General features: G+C 63.3%; 18 protein-coding genes and 1 tRNA gene. 12 read left to right on the top strand and 7 right to left on the bottom strand.

Going from position 1 to position 18,898, the window contains the following annotated elements:
• Window positions 1-3: 3 nt before the first annotated feature.
• From FHS50_RS00505 to FHS50_RS00485, 5 genes are all read left to right on the top strand, one after another.
• Window positions 4-549 (top strand): PH domain-containing protein, encoded by a 546-nt coding sequence (locus FHS50_RS00505; RefSeq protein WP_183932404.1) that lies wholly within the window; start codon window positions 4-6, stop codon window positions 547-549.
• Entirely contained in the window at window positions 546-2,054 is a 1,509-nt protein-coding gene (locus tag FHS50_RS00500) for a PH domain-containing protein (protein ID WP_183932403.1), read from the top strand. Before FHS50_RS00505 ends, FHS50_RS00500 begins: the two co-directional genes overlap by 4 nt.
• Window positions 2,045-3,796: a single-stranded-DNA-specific exonuclease RecJ gene (gene recJ, locus FHS50_RS00495; RefSeq protein ID WP_407696057.1), complete on the top strand. Its 1,752-nt coding sequence runs from the start codon at window positions 2,045-2,047 to the stop codon at window positions 3,794-3,796. The genes FHS50_RS00500 and recJ overlap by 10 nt, the downstream gene beginning before the upstream one ends.
• A gap of 53 nt (window positions 3,797-3,849) precedes the next feature.
• Window positions 3,850-3,924, top strand: a tRNA-Glu gene (locus tag FHS50_RS00490).
• A 67-nt stretch (window positions 3,925-3,991) separates the two neighbouring features.
• The gene (locus tag FHS50_RS00485; protein WP_183932401.1) at window positions 3,992-4,354 is read left to right on the top strand and encodes a cupin domain-containing protein; all 363 of its coding nucleotides are present in this window, start codon (window positions 3,992-3,994) and stop codon (window positions 4,352-4,354) included.
• 18 nt (window positions 4,355-4,372) lie between these two features.
• Here the strand turns inward: FHS50_RS00485 and FHS50_RS00480 are convergent, their stop codons facing one another.
• Genes FHS50_RS00480 through putP form a run of 5 tightly spaced genes read right to left on the bottom strand, consistent with a single transcriptional unit; the run spans window position 4,373 to window position 9,086 of the window.
• Window positions 4,373-5,200 carry a universal stress protein gene (locus FHS50_RS00480; protein WP_183932400.1) on the bottom strand — a complete coding sequence of 276 codons (828 nt, stop codon included), beginning with the start codon at window positions 5,198-5,200 and terminating at the stop codon, window positions 4,373-4,375.
• A 58-nt stretch (window positions 5,201-5,258) separates the two neighbouring features.
• Window positions 5,259-6,098 (bottom strand): S-formylglutathione hydrolase, encoded by an 840-nt coding sequence (fghA, locus tag FHS50_RS00475; protein WP_183933822.1) that lies wholly within the window; start codon window positions 6,096-6,098, stop codon window positions 5,259-5,261.
• Between the two features lie 5 nt (window positions 6,099-6,103).
• Complete coding sequence (locus FHS50_RS00470; protein ID WP_183933821.1) at window positions 6,104-6,478, bottom strand: VOC family protein; 375 nt, start codon at window positions 6,476-6,478, stop codon at window positions 6,104-6,106.
• Between the two features lie 9 nt (window positions 6,479-6,487).
• Window positions 6,488-7,591, bottom strand: a complete 1,104-nt coding sequence (locus FHS50_RS00465; protein ID WP_183932399.1) for an S-(hydroxymethyl)glutathione dehydrogenase/class III alcohol dehydrogenase — start codon at window positions 7,589-7,591, stop codon at window positions 6,488-6,490.
• Between the two features lie 4 nt (window positions 7,592-7,595).
• The gene (gene putP / locus FHS50_RS00460; protein WP_183932398.1) at window positions 7,596-9,086 is read right to left on the bottom strand and encodes a sodium/proline symporter PutP; all 1,491 of its coding nucleotides are present in this window, start codon (window positions 9,084-9,086) and stop codon (window positions 7,596-7,598) included.
• Window positions 9,087-9,224: 138 nt separating this feature from the next.
• On the opposite strand from putP, the gene FHS50_RS00455 reads away from it, so the two are divergent.
• The 7 genes from FHS50_RS00455 to FHS50_RS00425 all read left to right on the top strand — a co-directional run bounded on the left by FHS50_RS00455 (window position 9,225) and on the right by FHS50_RS00425 (window position 16,325).
• Complete coding sequence (locus FHS50_RS00455) at window positions 9,225-10,583, top strand: alkaline phosphatase PhoX (RefSeq protein ID WP_183932397.1); 1,359 nt, start codon at window positions 9,225-9,227, stop codon at window positions 10,581-10,583.
• A 70-nt stretch (window positions 10,584-10,653) separates the two neighbouring features.
• Window positions 10,654-11,409 carry an SDR family NAD(P)-dependent oxidoreductase gene (locus tag FHS50_RS00450; protein WP_265569275.1) on the top strand — a complete coding sequence of 252 codons (756 nt, stop codon included), beginning with the start codon at window positions 10,654-10,656 and terminating at the stop codon, window positions 11,407-11,409.
• Complete coding sequence (locus FHS50_RS00445; protein WP_183932395.1) at window positions 11,406-12,221, top strand: enoyl-CoA hydratase family protein; 816 nt, start codon at window positions 11,406-11,408, stop codon at window positions 12,219-12,221. Before FHS50_RS00450 ends, FHS50_RS00445 begins: the two co-directional genes overlap by 4 nt.
• Window positions 12,214-13,356, top strand: coding sequence for an acyl-CoA dehydrogenase family protein (locus FHS50_RS00440; RefSeq protein WP_265568845.1), 1,143 nt, complete (start codon window positions 12,214-12,216; stop codon window positions 13,354-13,356). Before FHS50_RS00445 ends, FHS50_RS00440 begins: the two co-directional genes overlap by 8 nt.
• Window positions 13,353-13,745, top strand: coding sequence for a RidA family protein (locus tag FHS50_RS00435; RefSeq protein ID WP_183932393.1), 393 nt, complete (start codon window positions 13,353-13,355; stop codon window positions 13,743-13,745). Before FHS50_RS00440 ends, FHS50_RS00435 begins: the two co-directional genes overlap by 4 nt.
• Window positions 13,742-15,322 carry an AMP-binding protein gene (locus FHS50_RS00430; protein WP_183932392.1) on the top strand — a complete coding sequence of 527 codons (1,581 nt, stop codon included), beginning with the start codon at window positions 13,742-13,744 and terminating at the stop codon, window positions 15,320-15,322. The genes FHS50_RS00435 and FHS50_RS00430 overlap by 4 nt, the downstream gene beginning before the upstream one ends.
• Window positions 15,323-15,359: 37 nt before the next feature.
• A complete protein-coding gene (locus tag FHS50_RS00425) occupies window positions 15,360-16,325 on the top strand; it encodes a sensor histidine kinase (protein WP_183932391.1) in 966 nt (321 codons plus the stop codon).
• Window positions 16,326-16,343: 18 nt separating this feature from the next.
• On the opposite strand, the gene FHS50_RS00420 is transcribed toward FHS50_RS00425, so the two are convergent.
• Both FHS50_RS00420 and FHS50_RS00415 read right to left on the bottom strand, forming a co-directional pair.
• Complete coding sequence (locus tag FHS50_RS00420) at window positions 16,344-18,353, bottom strand: acetyl-CoA carboxylase biotin carboxylase subunit (RefSeq protein ID WP_183932390.1); 2,010 nt, start codon at window positions 18,351-18,353, stop codon at window positions 16,344-16,346.
• Between the two features lie 74 nt (window positions 18,354-18,427).
• Window positions 18,428-18,886 carry a hypothetical protein gene (locus FHS50_RS00415; RefSeq protein WP_183932389.1) on the bottom strand — a complete coding sequence of 153 codons (459 nt, stop codon included), beginning with the start codon at window positions 18,884-18,886 and terminating at the stop codon, window positions 18,428-18,430.
• Window positions 18,887-18,898 lie beyond the last annotated feature (12 nt).

Raw genomic sequence — 18,898 nt, 5'->3', positions numbered from 1 at the left:
CGCATGACCACAGACCTGGCGGCACCGCCGCCCGAAACCGATCGGCCCGCGGTTCTTCGCGACCCTCTTCAACCGCATCTGCCCGAGGGCATGCACCCGGTCGAACGCAGCTATGCTTGGGTGCTGCGCCTGCGCCAGATGGCGACCTGGATCCCGCTGTTCATCGGGGCGCTGGTGCTCGACAATTTTGCCTTCGAAGGGCAGCCATTCCGTGGCCTCGCCACTGCCGTGGTGGGCATCGTCGGGCTTGCCGCGATCATCTTCGTCCCGCAGCGCATCTACCGCCGCCTCGGCTATCTCCTGGGTGAAAAGATGCTGCGGATCGTTCGCGGCTGGCTTTTCCATGTCGATACGATCGTTCCCTTCGTGCGGGTCCAGCATATCGACGTGGCGCGCGGCCCGCTCGACAAGCTGCTCGGGACGGCCAGCCTCATCGTCCATACCGCGGGGACGCATAACAGCATCGTGACGCTGCCCGGCCTCAGCCCCGAGCGGGCCGGAGAAATGCGCGACACGATCCGCGCCACCATCAAGACCGATTGGCAATGAGCGAAGCTGCCGAGGCGATCATGGAAGAAGAGATGCCCGCGCCCGAACGCTTGCATCCGCTCACCATGCTCACCGGGCTTGGCGGTATTCTCAAATCGCTATGGGGCGCTATCGCGGCGTCGGCCTTTCTTCTCTATTCCGGCAACCAGACGATCGCGATCGCGGTAATCGGATTTGCCCTCCTGTCGGGCTTCATCCAGCCGCTGCTTCGCTATCTCAGCTTTTCCTTCCTGGTGGAGGAAGACGAGATCGTGATGAACAGCGGCATTCTCAACCGCAATCACCGTTCGGTTCCCTTCGACCGGGTGCAGGACGTCAACATCGAGCAGAATCCCATCGCGCGGGTCTTCGGCCTGGCGCGCGTGAAGCTCGAGACCGGGGCTTCCGCCGGCAAGGGCGAAGAGGACGGGATCATCGATTCGATCGCGCTCGACCGGGCCAACGAACTGCGCGACCGCATTCGCCGCCATCGCGCGGCAGCGTTGCCCGCCTTACCGGACAGGGGCGAGGCAATGGAAAGCGAGCAGGCACGGCCCGCAGTGTTCGCGATGGACGCACGGCGGGTTTTCCTCGCGGGCATGTTCAATTTCTCGCTGGCGGTGGTGGGCGCGCTCTTCGGCCTCATGCAGACGCTGGGCGATGTGGCCAATTTCAATTTCTTCTCGCGAACCTTCTGGCAGGAAAGTTTCGCTCCGGACAATCCGCTGGTGATATTCATCCTCGCCAACCAGATCATGGCGGTCATCGCGGGCCTCGTGAGCCTGGTCTTGGTCGGATTGGCAACCGGGATCATCGGCACGGCGCTACGCGAATGGAATTTCCGGCTCGACCGGACCGAGAGCGGCTTCCGCAGGCGGCGCGGGCTGCTGACCCTTACCGATACCGTCCTGCCCCTGAAACGGGTGCAAGCCGCCATCTATCTCGATGGCCCGGTCAAACGTCACTACGGATGGACCAGCCTCAAGCTGCAAAGCCTTGCGCAGGACAGCGGTAATAGCGGCGACCATGTCGTTGCTCCCCTCGCCCGTCCCGACGAGACGAAAGAGATTCTCGCCGCGATGGATTGGCGCCCGCTTCCCGAAGATGCCGAGGATTGGCACCGGCCAAGCCCGGCGCTGGCAATGGAGGGCCTGCTGTCGCTCCTGCCTTTGTTCATCGGCGGGATCGTGCTGCTCTTTTTCCATTGGAGCGGGCTGTTGGTGATCGGCGCGGCAACGCTGCTTTCGATCGGCGCGCTGCTCGATTGGCGCTGGCGGCGGCATCGCGTCGATCGCGACCGCGTGCTGATCCGCTCGGGCTGGTGGCAGAAGCGCCTCGTCATCCTCCCGCTCGCGAAAATCCAGAGTGCCGACCTTCGGCGAAATTTCATCGATCGCTGGTTCGGTATCGCGTCGGTTCGCCTCGGCGTAGCTGGCGGCAAGGGCTTCTCCGCGCATGGCGTATCGGGCCTCGCCACCGCCGACGCCTTCCGCTTGCGCCAGCGCCTTCTGGAAGGATCGGTCTGATGTTCAGCGTGGAAAAAAGTCTCAAGGGCCAGCCGTGGCATTGGCGCCATCCGGGAGCGGGCAGTCTCGAGCGCGATCTGGTCGACCAGTTGCTGATCGCGCGCGGCGTGGACGAACAGGACCTGCCGCGCCAGCGCGAACCGCGGATTCGCGATTTCCTTCCCGATCCGTCGGTGTTCAAGGACATGGACCAGGCCGCGGAACGCATCGCCGATGCCTTGGAAAAAGGCGAGAAGATCGCGCTGTTCGGCGATTATGACGTGGACGGCGCGACATCGGCGGCCCTGCTGGCGCTGCTCTTGCGCCGACTGGGCAACGAACCGATGCTCTACATTCCCGATCGGCTGATGGAGGGATATGGGCCATCGGGCGCCGCGCTGGTGAAGCTGCGCGAGCAGGGCGCCGACCTTGCGATTACGGTCGACTGCGGCGCGCAAGCGTTCGATGCGCTCGAGGAAGCGGCACAGGCCGGTCTCGACGTGATCGTGTGCGATCATCATCAATGTTCCACGCGCCTCCCCGTCGCGCACAGCGTGATCAACCCCAATCGTCTCGACGAAAGCGAGGAAGGCGCGGCCCATGGCCATCTGGCAGCGGTCGGCATGGCTTTCCTGCTCGGCGTGGCGCTCCTCAGGGTCCTGCGCGCGCGCGGTTTTTTCGCTTCGGGTCGCGAAGAGCCGCCGATCATCGACTTGCTCGACCTGGTGGCGCTCGGCACGGTTGCCGACGTTGCCAAGCTGCGCACGCTCAACCGTGCGTTCGTGACCCAGGGCCTCAAGATCATGGCACAGGGCCGCAACATGGGGCTCGTCGCCCTGGGACGGGCAGCGCGGCTCAACCGGGCTCCCCAGTCGCGCGATCTCGGTTTCGCCCTGGGCCCGCGGATCAATGCCGGTGGCCGTGTCGGCAAGGCCGATCTGGGCGTTCGACTTCTCACCACCACCGACCCCGCCGAAGCCGATGCCATCGCCGCGCAGCTCGATTCGCTCAACGAGGAACGCCGCGCCATCGAACAGGCGGTGACCGAGGCCGCGATGGCCCAGGCCGAATCGCAAGGTTCCGCCAGCATCATCCTCGTATCGGGGCCCGGATGGCATCCGGGCGTGGTGGGGATCGTCGCCAGCCGTCTGAAAGAGCGGTTCCATCGGCCCGCCCTCGTCATTGCCGAAGAGGAAGACGGCAAAGGCAAGGGATCGGGCCGGTCGATTTCTGGCGTCGACCTGGGCGCTGCAGTCCTCGCTGCCAAGGATGAAGGGCTCCTCATTGCGGGCGGAGGGCATGCCATGGCCGCCGGTGTCACGGTGCCGCCCGGCGGAATCGGGGCCTTGCGCGACTATCTCGACCAGCGGCTTGCCGAGGTAGTCGAACAGGCGCTGGGCGAGCGCGCCTTGCTTCTCGACGCCCTGTTGTCGCCGGGGGGCGTTGCGGGCGAGCTATGCGACAAAATCGAGGCCGCCGGACCGTTCGGCGCGGGTTGGCCGGCACCGCGCATCGCGGTCGGGCCGGTGCGCCTTCACCAGACGGGCATCGTCGGCAACGGCCATGTGCGCACCATCGCGATCGGCGAGGACGGCCGCAGTTTCAAGGCAATCGCCTTTCGCGCGGCCGATCTTCCGCTCGGCCAGGGGATGCTTGCCGCCGGTCCCGATCAGCGCTTCTATCTTGCCGGAACCATCAAGCGCGACGAGTGGACCGGGGGCAATGCAGCGGAAATGCACATCGAAGATGCAGCAATTGCCTGATATGGGTTGACGGGTGCCGGATCATCGCCTAGTCGGCGCCGCACCACGACAGTGGCCCCTTCGTCTAGCGGTTAGGACGCGGCCCTTTCACGGCTGAAACACGGGTTCGATTCCCGTAGGGGTCACCATTTTTCAAAAGCCGCCTTCGGGCGGCTTTTTCTTTGCCTGCTTGCGGTGAAGCGATAGGAGACCCTCATGCTGATCGCCCTGCTTCTCCAAGCCGCTTCGCCTGAACTTCCCAACCCGCTCCAGGCTGGTTGGGGAGGCCAACCCGTCTGCGAAAATCTGCATGAAGATGAGATGCAGCGGGTGCTGCGCTGCAGCTTTGCGCCGGGCGTGGGGCATGATCGCCACTTTCACGCGCCCCATTTCGGCTATGCGCTGTCAGGAGGCCGAATGCGCCTCACTGACGCCAAGGGAACGCGCGACGTGGACCTCGTCACCGGAAGCCACTTTGCCAGCAACGGGACCCCGTGGCACGAAGTGCTCAACATTGGGGACACGACAGTGACCTACCTGATCGTCGAACCCAAGGTGCAGGTTTCGCCCGCACCCTAACGGCCCGGACCGCGGCCATCAGTGCGCGATGGCCAGTGCGATCGGGCAGGCCTTGAGCAGGCTGCGCGTCACGCCTCCGAAGAAGAATTCTCCGATGCGGCTGTGGCTGTAGGCTCCGCTCACCAAAAGACCCGCGCCATGCTTTTCGGCATGATCCATCAGGGCTTCGGTGACCTTGCCATTCTTCTCCGCGATCCGGTGATACTCGGCATGAACGCCGCGCCGTGACAGATATTCGAGGACGCGGGTGACCGGATAGAGACCCGCCGGGACCTCCTCGCCCCGTTCGGTGACGCGCACCACATGGACATCGCTGGCCAGCGAGAGGAGATCGCCTGCGTTACGCACCGCATTGGCCGCTTCGAAGCTGCCGTCCCAGGCCACGATGGCGGGTCCGCACGGATCGAAGCGCTGGTCCTCGTCACCGCGCAGGAACAGGGGCGAGCGGGACTGGTGAAGAAGATCGCCGAGCATCTGGATGGGCGTGGCCCGCCCTTCCTGGCGGTGCGAAATCCGGCCCGTGACGATGAGGTCCGCCAGCGCCGCCCGGCTTGCCAGGCAATTGACCGTCTGGCCGGTGACGCGGGTATAGTCCCAGCTGACATCCTCGTTGGACAGTTCGGCCTTCACCCGATCCTCCAGCGCCTGCTCGGCATCGAGGAGCGCCTTCTTGCCCTTTCCATCGACATCGATGCCGCCGAAGCTTTCGAAGGTCGCGATCGCTTCCTCGGGCATGATGTGCAGCACGTCGAGATGTGCGCCCGCCGCACGGGCGATCGCCAGGGCATTCTCGATGCGGATATCGACCCGCTGGTCGTCCTGCACGTGAAGAAGGATCGTTTTCATCGTTGTTCCTCCGCTTGCGGCGATCGGGGAAGATCCCCGCACATTCGCTGCTGCTTGGTCATTTCACCAGTCGGTCGGCATGCCAATGGACATGATCGGCCATGAAGGTCGAAATGAAATAATAGCTGTGATCATAGCCTTGCTGGCGACGAAGCCGCAGCGAAATGTCCTTTTCGCGGCACGCCTGTTCGAGCCGTCCCGGCGTCAATTGTTCTTCGAGGAAGGGATCATCGGTCCCGATGTCGACGAGCAGCTCGTCCAATCTCGCTCCGTCTTCGATGAGTGCAACGGCATCATGCTTTCGCCAGACGCTCTTGTCCGGACCGAGATAGAGCGCGAATGCCTTCTTGCCCCACGGGACTTGCGAGGGATTGACGATGGGAGCGAAGGCCGAGACCGAACGGTAGCGCCCGGGATGGCGCAGCCCCATGACCAGCGCGCCATGGCCGCCCATCGAATGTCCGCAGATCGATTGCCGCTCCGGATCGACGGGAAAATGCTCCGAGACGAGTTCGGGCAGCTCGTCTGCCACATAGGAGGCCATGCGATAATGATCCGAAAAGGGACGTTCGCTGGCATCGACATAAAAGCCTGCGCCGAGGCCGAAATCCCATTCGCCCGCGCTGTCGTCGGGAACGCCCTCTCCGCGCGGACTGGTGTCGGGAGCGACGAAGATGATCCCGCGCTCGGCGCAGGCGGCGCGAAATTCGCCTTTCTCGGTGACGTTGGCATGGGTGCAGGTCAGACCTGACAGATACCAGAGGACAGGCAGCGTCGTGCCCGGCTCATGATCGGGAACGAAGACCGAAAATAGCATGTCGGTGCCGGTTTCGCGCGAAGCATGGCGATAGACGCCTTGCGTCCCGCCATGGCTTTTCCAGCTATCGACGGTTTCCAGCTCAGTCACATCCGGTGCAGGGCGCAAAGCTTGTTGCCGTCGGGATCGCGAAGATAGGCGAGATAGAGTTTCATCCCCGCAGTTTCGCGAACGCCCGGCGGATCCTCGATCGCGGTGCCGCCCGCTTCCTGTCCGGCCTTCCACCATGCATCGGCCTGTTCGGGCGTCATCGCGAACCCGATGGTCATGCCGTTGCCGCAACCCGCGGGCTCGCCATCGATCGGCCTGGTGACGAGGAACGCCGCGCCATTGTGGCGATAGACCAGCCGCCCCTTGGGATCGACGATCCCCTCGGGCCCGCCGAATGCGGCAAAGGTCGCGTCGTAGAATTTCTTGGAACGTTCGAGATCGTTCGATCCCACCATCATGTGACTGAACATCATTGCCTCCTAGAACAGCACTACGCTGCGGATCGACTTGCCTTCATGCATCAGGTCGAAACCCCTGTTGATGTCTTCAAGGTCGAGGACATGGGTGATCATCGGGTCGATCTCGATTTTCCCGTCCATGTACCAGTCCACGATCCTGGGCACATCGGTCCGGCCCTTGGCGCCGCCGAATGCGGTGCCCCGCCAATTGCGGCCGGTGACGAGCTGGAAGGGCCGGGTGGCGATTTCCTTGCCCGCTTCGGCGACACCGATGATGATGCTGGTTCCCCAGCCCTTGTGGCAGCATTCAAGGGCCTGGCGCATCACCTCGGTATTGCCGGTGCAATCGAAGCTATAGTCGGCACCGCCGTCGAGCATGTTGACGATCTTCTCGACCACTCCGCCATCGCGCGCGTCGATGAAGTCGGTCATCCCGAATTTCTCGCCCCACTCCGCCTTGTCGGGATTGATGTCGACCCCGACGATCCGGTCGGCGCCTGCCATCCGGGCACCCTGGATGACGTTCAATCCGATCCCGCCGAGGCCGAACACCACGACATTGTCGCCGGGCCGGACCTGCGCGGTGTTGACGACCGCGCCGACGCCCGTCGTCACGCCGCAGCCTATGTAGCAACTGGTCTTGAACGGCGCGTCCTCGCGGATCTTCGCGACTGCGATCTCGGGCAGCACGGTGAAATTGGAGAAGGTCGAGCAGCCCATGTAATGGTGGATGGTCTCGCCCTTGTAGGAAAAGCGGCTGGTCCCGTCGGGCATCAGTCCCTTGCCCTGCGTCTCGCGGATCGCGCTGCACAGATTGGTCTTGCCCGACAGGCACATCTTACATTGGCGGCATTCGGGCGTGTAGAGCGGAATGACATGATCGTCGGGCTTGACCGAGGTCACGCCCGCGCCGACTTCTCGCACGATGCCCGCTCCTTCATGGCCGAGGATCGAAGGGAAGATGCCTTCCGAATCCAGTCCATCGAGCGTGTAGGCATCGGTGTGGCAGATGCCCGTCGCCATGATTTCGACCAGGACCTCGCCATCCTTGGGGCCTTCGACATCGACTTCGACGATCTCGAGCGGTTTCTTCGCTTCGAAGGCAACGGCAGCGCGCGATTTCATCCGATCAGGCTCCTTCGCCGACGACGCTGGTGTCGGCATTGTTCGAGGTGACGAGGCTGACCAGCCAGATAGCGAGGAAGGCCGCGATGAAGCCCGGCACGATCTCGTAGAGACCGCCATCCATTCCGGGCAGCGCGCTGTTCCAGCCAAGCGCGATCCAGGCAATCACCACGCCCGCGCCCGTCAGGAGCCCCGCGACCGCGCCCGCGCCGGTCATGCGTTTCCATGTCAGCGAAAGGATGATCAGCGGACCGAAGGCCGCGCCAAAGCCCGCCCAGGCGTTGGAGACCAGGCCCAGCACCTGGCTGTCGGGATCGCTCGCGATGAAGATCGCAGCAAAGGCGACCAGCGCCACGCAGATCCGGCCGACATTGACCGTCTCCCGCTCGCTCGCATCCTTGCGCAGGAACAATTTGTAGAAATCCTCTGTCAGCGACGAAGACGCGACCAGAAGCTGCGAGGAAATGGTCGACATGATCGCCGCCAGCAGCGCGGCAAGTAGGAAGCCCGTCACCAAGGGATGGAAGAGAAGGTTGGCGAGGACGATGAAGATCGTCTCAGGATCGTCGACCGTAAGGCCGTTACGCTCGGCATAGGCGCGGCCCGCGATCCCGATGCCGATCGAGCCGATGAGCGCCACGCCCATCCACGTCATCCCGATGTTGCGCGCCGCGGTCACGGCCTTGACGCTTTTGACCGCCATGAAGCGGACGATGATGTGCGGCTGGCCGAAATAGCCAAGCCCCCAGGTCACGGCGCTGATGAAGCCCAGCAACGTCAGTCCTTCGGTAAGGCTGAGAAAGCCTTCGACCGGCACCTCGAGGATCGATCCGCCCGCGCTTCCGCCCGAACCGAACATCACCACCAGCGGCATCACGACGAGCGCGGTGACCATGATGATCCCCTGGACGAAGTCGGTGAGGCTCACGGCAAGAAAGCCGCCGACCATCGTATAGGCCAGCACCACCAAGGCGGTGATCCAGATGCCCGCCATATAGTCGCTCATTCCCAGCCCGGGCAGCATACCGGCAAAGCTGGTCTCGAACAGCTTGCCGCCCCCAACCAGCCCCGCGGCGGTATAGACGGCGAAGAAGACCACGACGATGAGCGCGCTGACCACGCGCAGGGCGACCGCCTTGTCCGGAAAGCGGTTGGACAGGAATTCGGGAATGGTCAGCGCGTTGCCCAGCTTTTCGGTCTGGTTGCGCAGCCGCGGCGCCACGACGATCCAGTTGACGAGCGCGCCGACAAAAAGGCCAATGCCGATCCAGGCCTCGACCAGGCCCGCGGCGTAGAGCGCGCCGGGCAAGCCGAGAAGCAGCCATCCCGACATATCGGAAGCGCCTGCCGAGAGTGCGGCGACCGCGGGATGCAAATTGCGGCCGGCCAGCAGATATCCTTCGCTGGTATCGGTGGACCGCCGCCAGGCCCAAAGGCCGATTGCGATCATGACGATGAAGTAAAGGGCGAGGCTGAAAAGTGTCGCTGTCTGCATGGACGCATGGGGTAGGAGGTCGCCGCCGCGCAGTAAAGACCCGGCATTTTCCCGCCAATTAATGCAAGGCTTGCAAAGGGCGCCTGCTTCCCCATGCTGGGCACGGGCTGACTTGGGCGTGAGATGGGAAATTCGAGAATGAAAATGTCACGCCGCGCCGTCATCGGGACGTCCGCAGCCGCAATCGCGGCGGCCTATGGGGGGCTCCGGCTGTTCTACCAGCCCAACATTCCGACCACGAACAAGGGCCTCACCCTCAAGCCCGATCCGCGCGGCATCATCGACCTGCCCGAAGGCTTCACCTACCATCTCATCTCGAAAACGGGCGAGACGATGGCCGACGGGCTCAAGCTGCCCGGGCGCCCCGACGGGATGGCCTGCTTCGCCATGCCCGGCGATCCGAAGCGGGTCATTCTCACCCGCAATCACGAGATCCCCTACGACTATCCGATCAGCGCCTTCGGCAAGGGTGAGGCGCTGCTCGACCGTTTCCCGCGCGACAAACTCTATAACCTGCGACCCGATGGAAGGCCCTATCATGGTGGCGTCACCATCGCGCATTATGAACTCGGCCAACCGCGCGTAGAACGGCAGTTTCTCGCGCTCGGCGGCACCAAGATCAATTGCGCGGGCGGCGCGACGCCGTGGGGCAGCTGGCTGAGCTGCGAGGAAACCACCGATATCGGACGAAAACCCCACGGCTTCGTGTTCGAGGTCCCCGCCTTGGCTAAAGGGCCGGTCGATCCGGTTCCCTTGAAGGCGATGGGGCGCTTTACCCACGAGGCCTGTGCGGTCGATCCCGACAGCGGCATCGTCTATATGACCGAGGACCAGCAGGCGGGACTTTTCTACCGATTTCTCCCCGACGTGCCCAGCCAGTTGGCGCGCGGCGGCAAGCTTCAGGCACTCGCGATCGAGGGCATGCCGGGCGTCGATACCGGTAATGTCACCGCCGGTCTGATCGAGGAAGGGCGCGACTATCGCGTGCGCTGGATCGATCTCGACAATGTCGAGGCCCCGGATGACGATCTGGCCGAGCGGGGCCATGCGGCGGGCGCGGCACTGTTCCGTCGCGGCGAAGGCATGGCCTATGGCCATCGACCGGGCGCACGCGGCGACATCTTCTTCAACTGCACCTCGGGCGGGGCAGCCGAAGTGGGCCAGGTGTTCCGCTACCGTCCCGCCGAGGAAGGCGGAGGAAGCCTGCAACTCTTCTTTGAATCGCCGGGCGCGGGAACACTCGAATATTGCGACAATCTCGCGGTCGCGCCCTGGGGAGATCTTATTCTTTGCGAAGACGGCGTCGGTGACCAATATCTGCGTGGTCTCACGCCGCAGGGCCTCGTCTACGACCTCGCGCGCAATGCTCATGGCGAGCGCAGCGAATTTTGCGGCGCCTGCTTCTCGCCCGATGGCCAGGTCCTTTTCGTCAACATCCAGGAACCGGGCTTCACGCTCGCCATCCACGGTCCATGGGATCGGATCCGCCGCGCATGATGCGCGCTTGCGCCCGACCAGCGCTTGCGCCAAGTTCGCTCGCGAACAGGCAGGGGGAATTGGTTTGGCCGTGCTCGAAAATCGTCATGCGCTGATAACCGGCGGAGGTAGCGGCATCGGTGCCAGCACTGCCGCGCATCTCGCTGCTGCCGGAGCAAAATGCTCTCTTCTCGGAAGGCGCAGCGGGCCGATCGAGCAAGTCGCTGGAGAGACTAGCGGCAAGGCCATTCCATGCGACGTGACCGACCGGAAGGCCATCGAAGCCGCCTATGAAAGCGCGCGTCACGCACATGGCCCGATTGAACTGCTCATCGTCAATGCGGGGATTGCCGACAGCGCGCCTTTCGCCAAGCTTGCTGCAGATGACTGGGACCGGATCATCGCCGTCAACCTGACCGCTGCTTTCCATTGCGCCCAGGCCGCGCTTCCCGACCTCTTGGAAGGGAAGGATACGCGGATCATCTTCGTCGCTTCGGTCGCGGGTCTTCGCGGCACGCCCTATGCCGCCCATTATGCAGCATCCAAGCACGGCCTTCTCGGCCTGATGCGCTCGATGGCGAAGGAGTTCGCCAAGAGCCCGCTAACGGTCAACGCGATCTGCCCGGGCTATGTCGACACGCCGATGACCGACCAGTCGGCATCGCGGGTCGCCGCCAAGACCGGGCGCAGCGAAGCCGAAAGCCGGGAGGCCATCGCCGCGTTCAACGCCAATGGCCGGCTCGTCCACCCCGACGGCGTCGCGACGCAGATCTTCACTCTCTGCCTGCCGCAGAGCCGTGACGTGAACGGCGCAGCGCTGGTCATCGACGGAGGAAGCGACGCATGACCTTCCACCCACCCCATTTCGATCCCGAGCATTTTCGATGGGCCTATGACGGTGATAATGGCGTCGCGACCATCACCCTGTCGCGGCCCAAGAAGAAGAACCCGCTGACCTTCGACAGTTATGCCGAACTTCGCGATACTTTTCGCGCGCTGGTGACCAACCGCGATGTTCGCTCGATCATCCTGTCGGGCGATGAAGGCAATTTCTGTTCGGGCGGCGATGTGCATGAGATCATCGGCCCGCTGACGCGGATGTCGATGCCCGAACTGCTGGCCTTCACGCGCATGACCGGCGACCTCGTTCGCGCGATGCGGGCCTGTCCGCAGCCAATCATCGCCTCGATCGAAGGCGTCTGCGCGGGTGCGGGCGCGATCCTTGCAATGGCCAGCGACCTTCGCGTCGCGCATCCGGAGGCACGCACCGCTTTTCTTTTCAGCCGCGTCGGCCTTTCGGGCGCAGATATGGGTGCCTGCGCCATCCTTCCCCGCCTAATCGGCCATGGCCGCGCCGCGGACCTTCTCTACACCGGTCGCGCCATGTCGGCTTCGGAAGGGCATGACTGGGGCTTCTATCAGCGGGTCGACGAGGATCCGCTTGCCGTCGCGACCGACCTTGCCTGCCAGATTGCCACTGGCCCGGCCTTCGCGCATTCGATGACCAAGCGGCAGCTCGACATGGAATGGGCAGTCGCTATCGACACTGCCCTCGAAATGGAAGCGCAGGCGCAGGCGATCTGCATGGCGACCAATGATTTCACGCGCGCATTCGAAGCCTTCTCGGCGAAGCAGAAGCCGGAGTTCAAGGGTGACTGACTGGCTCGACTGGCCCTTTTTCGAAGACGAGCAGCGCCGCCTTGCCCGGGAGCTTGGCGAATGGTCCGGCCAGAATCTGGTTCACTCGCATGGAAAGGACGTGGACGCCGAATGCCGCACCATCGTGGTGATGCTTGGCCGCAACGATTTCCTCGAACATTGCGTGGCACGCGGTGGCCAGCGCCCGAGCGTCCGCAACCTCGCCGTGGCGCGCGCGACGCTAGCCTACCAAAGCGGGCTGGCCGATTTCACCTTTGCCATGCAGGGGCTCGGATCGGGCGCGATCAGTCTGTTCGGCACGGCGCAGCAGCGCGAAGCATGGCTTCCTCGCGTAGGCCGTGGCCAGGCCATCGCCGCCTTCGCCCTTACCGAGCCCGACACCGGATCGGATGCCGCGCGCATCGCCACCAGCGCGGTGCGCGAAGGTGACGAATGGGTATTGAACGGCGAGAAGAGTTTCATCTCGAACGGGACGATCGCCGATGTGCTGACGATCTTCGCGCGCACGGGCAGCGCAGAAGAAGGCGCGCGGGGCCTGTCGGCTTTCGTCCTTCCGATGGCCACGCCGGGGATCGAGATTGCCGAACGGATCGAGACGATCGCCCCACATCCCCTCGCCCGGCTCAAGCTCGACAATGTCCGCCTTCCGGCGTCCGCACTTCTCGGCGAGGAAGGACGGGGATTTGCCATCGCGATGCAGACCCTGAACCTCTTTCGCGTGACGGTCGGCGCGGCAGCGCTGGGCTTTGCCCGCCGCGCGCTCGATGAAGCGATCGCCTTCACCAAGGGCCGCCCCCTGGGCGATGCGATGCTGGCCGACCATCCGGTAACGCAGGCACGGCTCGCGGAAATGGCGCTTTCGGTCGACGGCAGCGCGCTGCTGATCGCAAGAGCAGCCTATGAACAGGACAAGGCGCCCGAGGCCGACCATCGCCGCGCTGCCGCCATGGCCAAGTTGCACGCGACCGAGGAAGCGCAAAAGGTCATTGATGCCGCCGTGCAGCTTCATGGGGGCCTGGGCGTGACCAAGGGCAGCAAGGTCGAGGAACTCTATCGCGAAATCCGCGCCCTCCGTATCTATGAAGGAGCCAGTGAAGTGCAGCGCCAGATCATCGGGAAAGATCTCGTCAAATGAAGCGACTGCAACCGCCGGGCTGGCCGAGGCCCAAGGGCTATTCGAATGGCATCAGTGCCTCGGGACGGCTGGTCTTCACCGCGGGCGTCATCGGCTGGAACGAGCAGGAACAGTTCGAGGCGCACGGCCTTACCGGCCAGTTCGAACAGACGCTCAAGAATATCCTGGCGATCCTCGCCGAGGATGGAGCGGGCCCCGAGCACATCGTGCGCATGACCGCCTATGTCACCGATCGCGACGCCTATCTTGCCGAAGCCGCGCAAATCGGATGGGTCTGGAAGGAAGTGATCGGAAAGCATTATCCGGCGATGGCGCTGGTCGAAGTCAGCCGGTTGGTCGAGGAGCAAGCCTTGGTGGAAATCGAAGCGACTGCGGTGGTACCCGAATGACGCGCGATACCTTTGTCACCGACCATCTGCCGCCCGCGGACCAGCTGCCCGAATTCCGCTTCACCCTGCCCGAGCTCCAATATGCCGAACGGCTCAATTCCGCCGCCGAACTGCTCCGTGACAAGGACCGCGACGCCGTGGCCGTGGTCAACGGCATGGGGCGCTGGACCTATGGCGAGATTGACGACTTTTCGGGACGGATCGCCCGCTTTCTCGTCGAAAAGGAGGGCCTTGTGCCCGGCGAACGGGTTCTCCTTCGCGGACCCAATTGCTACACGCTTTTCGCCTGCTGGCTCGGGGTACTGAAGGCGGGCGGCGTGGTCGTAGCTACCATGCCGATGCTTCGCCCCGGCGAAATCGCGACGGTAATCGACAAGGCCCGAATCAGCCATGCGCTGGTCGATAGCCGCTTCATCGGCGATTTCCGCGAGGGCGCCGAGCAGACCCGCCAAATGCGCTCGGTCACCGTCTATGACGGCGACCATGGCAAGGGGCCGCTGAACGCGAAGACCGAACCTCTTGAACCGCTGGACGCGCTCGACACTGCGAGCGACGATCCGGCGCTGATCGCCTTTACTTCGGGCACCACCGGAATTCCCAAGGGCTGCGTCCATTTCCACCGCGACGTGCTGGCCCCCTGCGATAGTTTCGCCCGACATGTCGTGGGCGGCGGCAAAGGAGATGTCTTCCTGACTTCCGCTCCCCTCGCCTTCACTTTCGGACTGGGCGCGACCCTTCTCTTTCCCTTCCGCGCCGGCGCGACCGCCGCGACCATCGAACGGCCCGACAAGCTCATGGACGCGGTGATCGATCATGGCGTGACTCACCTGGCCACCGCGCCCACCGCTTATAAGGCGCTGTTGTCACACCCCCGTCTCGACGAGGCATTGAAGAGCCTGCGGGTCTGCATCTCGGCAGGCGAGCATCTACCCGAAGCGACCTGGCATGCCTGGCACGAGCGAACGGGGATCAAGTTGATCGACGGCATCGGCTCGACCGAACTGATGCACATCTTCATTTCGGCATCGGGCGAGGACATCCGCCCCGGCAGCACGGGCAAGGCGGTGCCCGGCTATGAGGCGACGATTCTCGATCCCGACAATCGCCCGCTCGATGAAGGCGAAGGCCGACTGGCGATCAAGGGGCCGACCGGTTGCCGCTATCTCGATGATCCGCGCCAGTCCGATTATGTTGTCGATGGCTGGAACGTCACGGGCGATACCTATGCCAAGGATGCCGACGGCTATTTCTGGTATCGCGCCCGTTCGGACGACATGATCATCTCGGCGGGCTACAATATCGGCGCGCCCGAGGTCGAGAATGCCCTGCTCGCCCATGACGCGGTCGCCGAGTGCGCGGTCATCGGCGTGCCGTGCGAGGAAAGAGGCCAGAAAATCAAGGCGTTCATCGTATTGGCCAAAGGATGGGCCGCCGGACAGGCCTTGATTGAAGAATTGCAAACTTTCACTAAGGGAAAGATTGCACCTTACAAATATCCGCGTGAAATCGAATTTCGCGATGCCCTTCCAAAGACTGCGACGGGCAAATTGCGCCGAGTGGCCCTGAGAGAAGAATAATTCTTCACTTTCAGTCGAGTCGAGTTACGGATGTGTAATGGCATCCGCTACTGGAAATCGTGCGCTCGATGCAGTGCTCGCCACCGCCCTTGACGCGGTTATCGTGATGGATGAGGACGGGATCGTTACAGGCTGGAACGACATAGCCTGTCGGATATTCGGCTGGTCCGCCGATGACGTGATCGGAATGCGCATGAGCGATTTCATCATTCCCGAACGTCACCGGGATGCGCATGAAAAGGGACTTGCCCATTATCTCGCCACCGGCGAGGGCCCCGTTCTCGATCAGCATATTGAAATCGATGCGATGCACCGCGCGGGCCATGAAGTGCCGATCGAATTGTCGATTACCCACACCAAGGAGTTCGGCACACCGATTTTCCTGGGCTTCCTTCGCGACATCACCGAACGGCGCCTTGCGGACGAGCGGCAGAAATTGCTGATCGGCGAGCTCAATCACAGGATAAAGAATCTCCTGTCGGTCATCTCCGCCGTGGCCAGCCAGACAGCACGGTCGAGCCAGACGATCGAACAGTTCAGCCACGCCTTCCTCGGACGCATCGAATCCCTTGGCCGGGCGCATAGTCTATTCACCGACAGCAACTGGCAGCATGCCTCCCTCGAAGAGACGGTAAGCACGGTTCTGACGAGCGTGATCGGCGAGGATAAGCGGGTCGCGATCAAGGGAAATGACGTCCTGCTCGACACCATGTCGACCTCGGCGCTGGCGATGGTGCTGCACGAATTGGCCACCAATGCGCTTAAATATGGCGCGCTGTCGGGCAGCGATGGGCGGGTCGATCTGGGCTGGCTGGCCGACGGCGCCAAGGTCGTGCTGCGCTGGCGCGAGCATTGCTCAATGCCCGTGACACCGCCCGAGAAAAAGGGCTTCGGGACGCAGATGATCGACGCCAGCGTGCGTCAGCTCGGCGGAACGGCCGAGGCCGACTGGCATCCCGACGGATTGGAATTCCGAGTTCAATTCCCCGTCAACGGCGACTGACGAGCCGACAATCGCCTCTTATTCGAATTCCATGATGACCTGATCGACCATCAGGCTCTCGCCTTCGCTTGCCGGGATGGTCTTGACCGTCCCGCTCTTCTCGGCGCGGAGAATATTCTCCATCTTCATCGCCTCGACCACCGCCAAAGGCTGTCCCACTTCGACCGTATCGCCTTCCGAGACCTTCAGCTGGGTCAGAAGGCCCGGCATCGGGGCCATCAGGAAGCGCGATAGATCGGGGGCGACCTTCTCGATCATATGGTGCGACAGTTGCGCGACATGGCGCGGCAACATGCGGGCCGAATGCGATGCGCCACGCGTCGTCAGCCTGTAACCCCTCGCGGTGCGATCGACCTGCACGATCCGGCGGCGGTTCTCGACATCGGCGACCAGCAAGCGCTGCCCCGGCGCATAGTCGGCAATCACTTCCATCGGATCGCCATCACCCACCGAGATCATCGTGGCCCCTTCCTCGGGGACGATCGAAACCGGATATTCCTTCTTTTCGAGGATCACCGTCTGATAGGGGCTGGGGAAAACCGGGTCGCCGAGTTGCCCGTCGATCAGCGCCATGCGGGTTTCCTCGGTCATCGCGATGAGAGCGGTCAGCGCGACGAGATCGCGCATCAATTCCTCGCTAGCGGGCGCACCTTCGAACCCTTCGGGATATTCCTCGGCGATGAAGCCGGTGGTCAGCTTGCCCGAACGGAAACGCTCATGCTGCATCAGGGCCGAAAGGAAATCGACATTGTCGGCAAGACCCTCGATCTGGAAGGCATCGAGCGCCTCGACCGCCAGGTCGATCGCTTGTTCGCGGCTCTCGCCATGGGTGATGAGCTTGGCGATCATCGGATCGTAGAACATCGACACCTCGCCGCCCTCGGCAACGCCATCGTCGACGCGCACGACACCATCCTCGCCGCGCTGCTCCTCAGGCGGATTGTAGGTTGTGAGCCGACCCGTCGAAGGCAGAAATCCGCGATAGGGATCCTCGGCATAGACGCGCGCCTCGATCGCCCAGCCGTCGAGCTTCACATCCTCCTGCCCGAACGGCAGTTTCTCGCCATAGGCGACGCGGATCATCTGCTCGACCAGGTCCACTCCGGTGATTTCCTCGGTAACCGGATGCTCGACCTGGAGGCGGGTGTTCATTTCAAGGAAGTAGAAGCCGTCACCGGTCTTGTCCTTGCCCGACACGATCAGTTCGACCGTGCCCGCCGAATGATAATCGACCGCACGGGCCAGCGCGACCGCCTGCTCGCCCATCTTCTTGCGCATTTCGGGGCTGACGAAAGGCGAGGGCGCTTCCTCGATCACCTTCTGGTGGCGTCGCTGGATCGAGCATTCGCGCTCGCCCAGATAGACGATGTTGCCATGCTTGTCGCCGAGCACCTGAATCTCGATGTGGCGCGGTTCCTCGATGAATTTTTCGATGAAGACGCGGTCATCGCCAAAGGAAGACAGGCCTTCGCGCTTGGTCGCTTCGAAGCCTTCGCGAACATCCTTTTCCGAATAAGCGAGCCGCATGCCCTTGCCCCCGCCGCCCGCGGACGCCTTCATCATCACCGGATAGCCGATTTCGCCCGCGATCTTCACCGCTTCGTCGGTGTCGGCGATTTCGCCCAGATAGCCGGGCACGACATTGACGCCTGCTTCCTTCGCCAGCTTCTTGGATTCGATCTTGTCGCCCATCGCCGCGATTGCGGGCGCGGGCGGACCGATGAAGGTGATCCCCGCCTTGTCGAGCGCTTCGACGAAGGAGGCGCGCTCGGAAAGGAAGCCGTACCCGGGATGCACCGCTTCGGCGCCGGTTTCCTTGCAGGCCGCGATGATCTTCTCGGCGAAGAGATAGCTTTCGGCCGCGGGCGCGGGGCCGATGTGCACGGCCTCGTCCGCCATCTTCACATGCGGCGCCTTGGCGTCGGCATCGGAATAGACGGCAACGGTCGCGATCCCCATCCGCTTCGCCGTGCGCATGACACGGCAGGCAATCTCACCGCGATTGGCGATCAGGATCTTCTTGAACATCGGGCCTCCGGAATTTCGGCGAATTTCAGCGTTGGCCCGCTATGCCGACACCGGCGGCAAGCTTCAAGTCGTGCTTAATCGGGAGAGGCAGGCATATAGCCCAGCGCCCGCTCGCGATGCGCGACCAGCCCGTCCCATTCCTCGAGGATGGCAGCAGCCTTGTCCATGCCACCCGCGATCTCGGCCATCTTGCCCATCCAGGCGATCTGTTCGGGACTGCGCCGCCAGGTAAGGTCGCTCACCCCTTCCTTCAGCGGGAAGACGTAGATCATGTCCCATTCGCCGGTCATCATGTGCAGGCCGTGGATCCCGCTGCTGGCATCGACCATATTGTCGGCCTTGAGGAAATAGTCGCGGATGATTTCCTCGGCCCGCTGCCCGGTACCGGGCTTGAGCTTGATATATTCGACCATCGCCCAGCCATGGCTGTCGATCCGCTCCGGCTGGACGGCCTGCTGGCCCTGCGCGGCGATCGGAAGGGCGGGAACGCACAAGGCCGCGCAAGCGGCCGCGAGAACATAGGCTTTCATCATGCTTCTCCCCGT

This window comes from Sphingomicrobium lutaoense, assembly GCF_014195685.1.
Lineage (GTDB): Bacteria > Pseudomonadota > Alphaproteobacteria > Sphingomonadales > Sphingomonadaceae > Sphingomicrobium > Sphingomicrobium lutaoense.
Note: the sequence above shows the minus strand (reverse complement) of the source record. Positions and strands in the feature narration are given on the sequence as shown.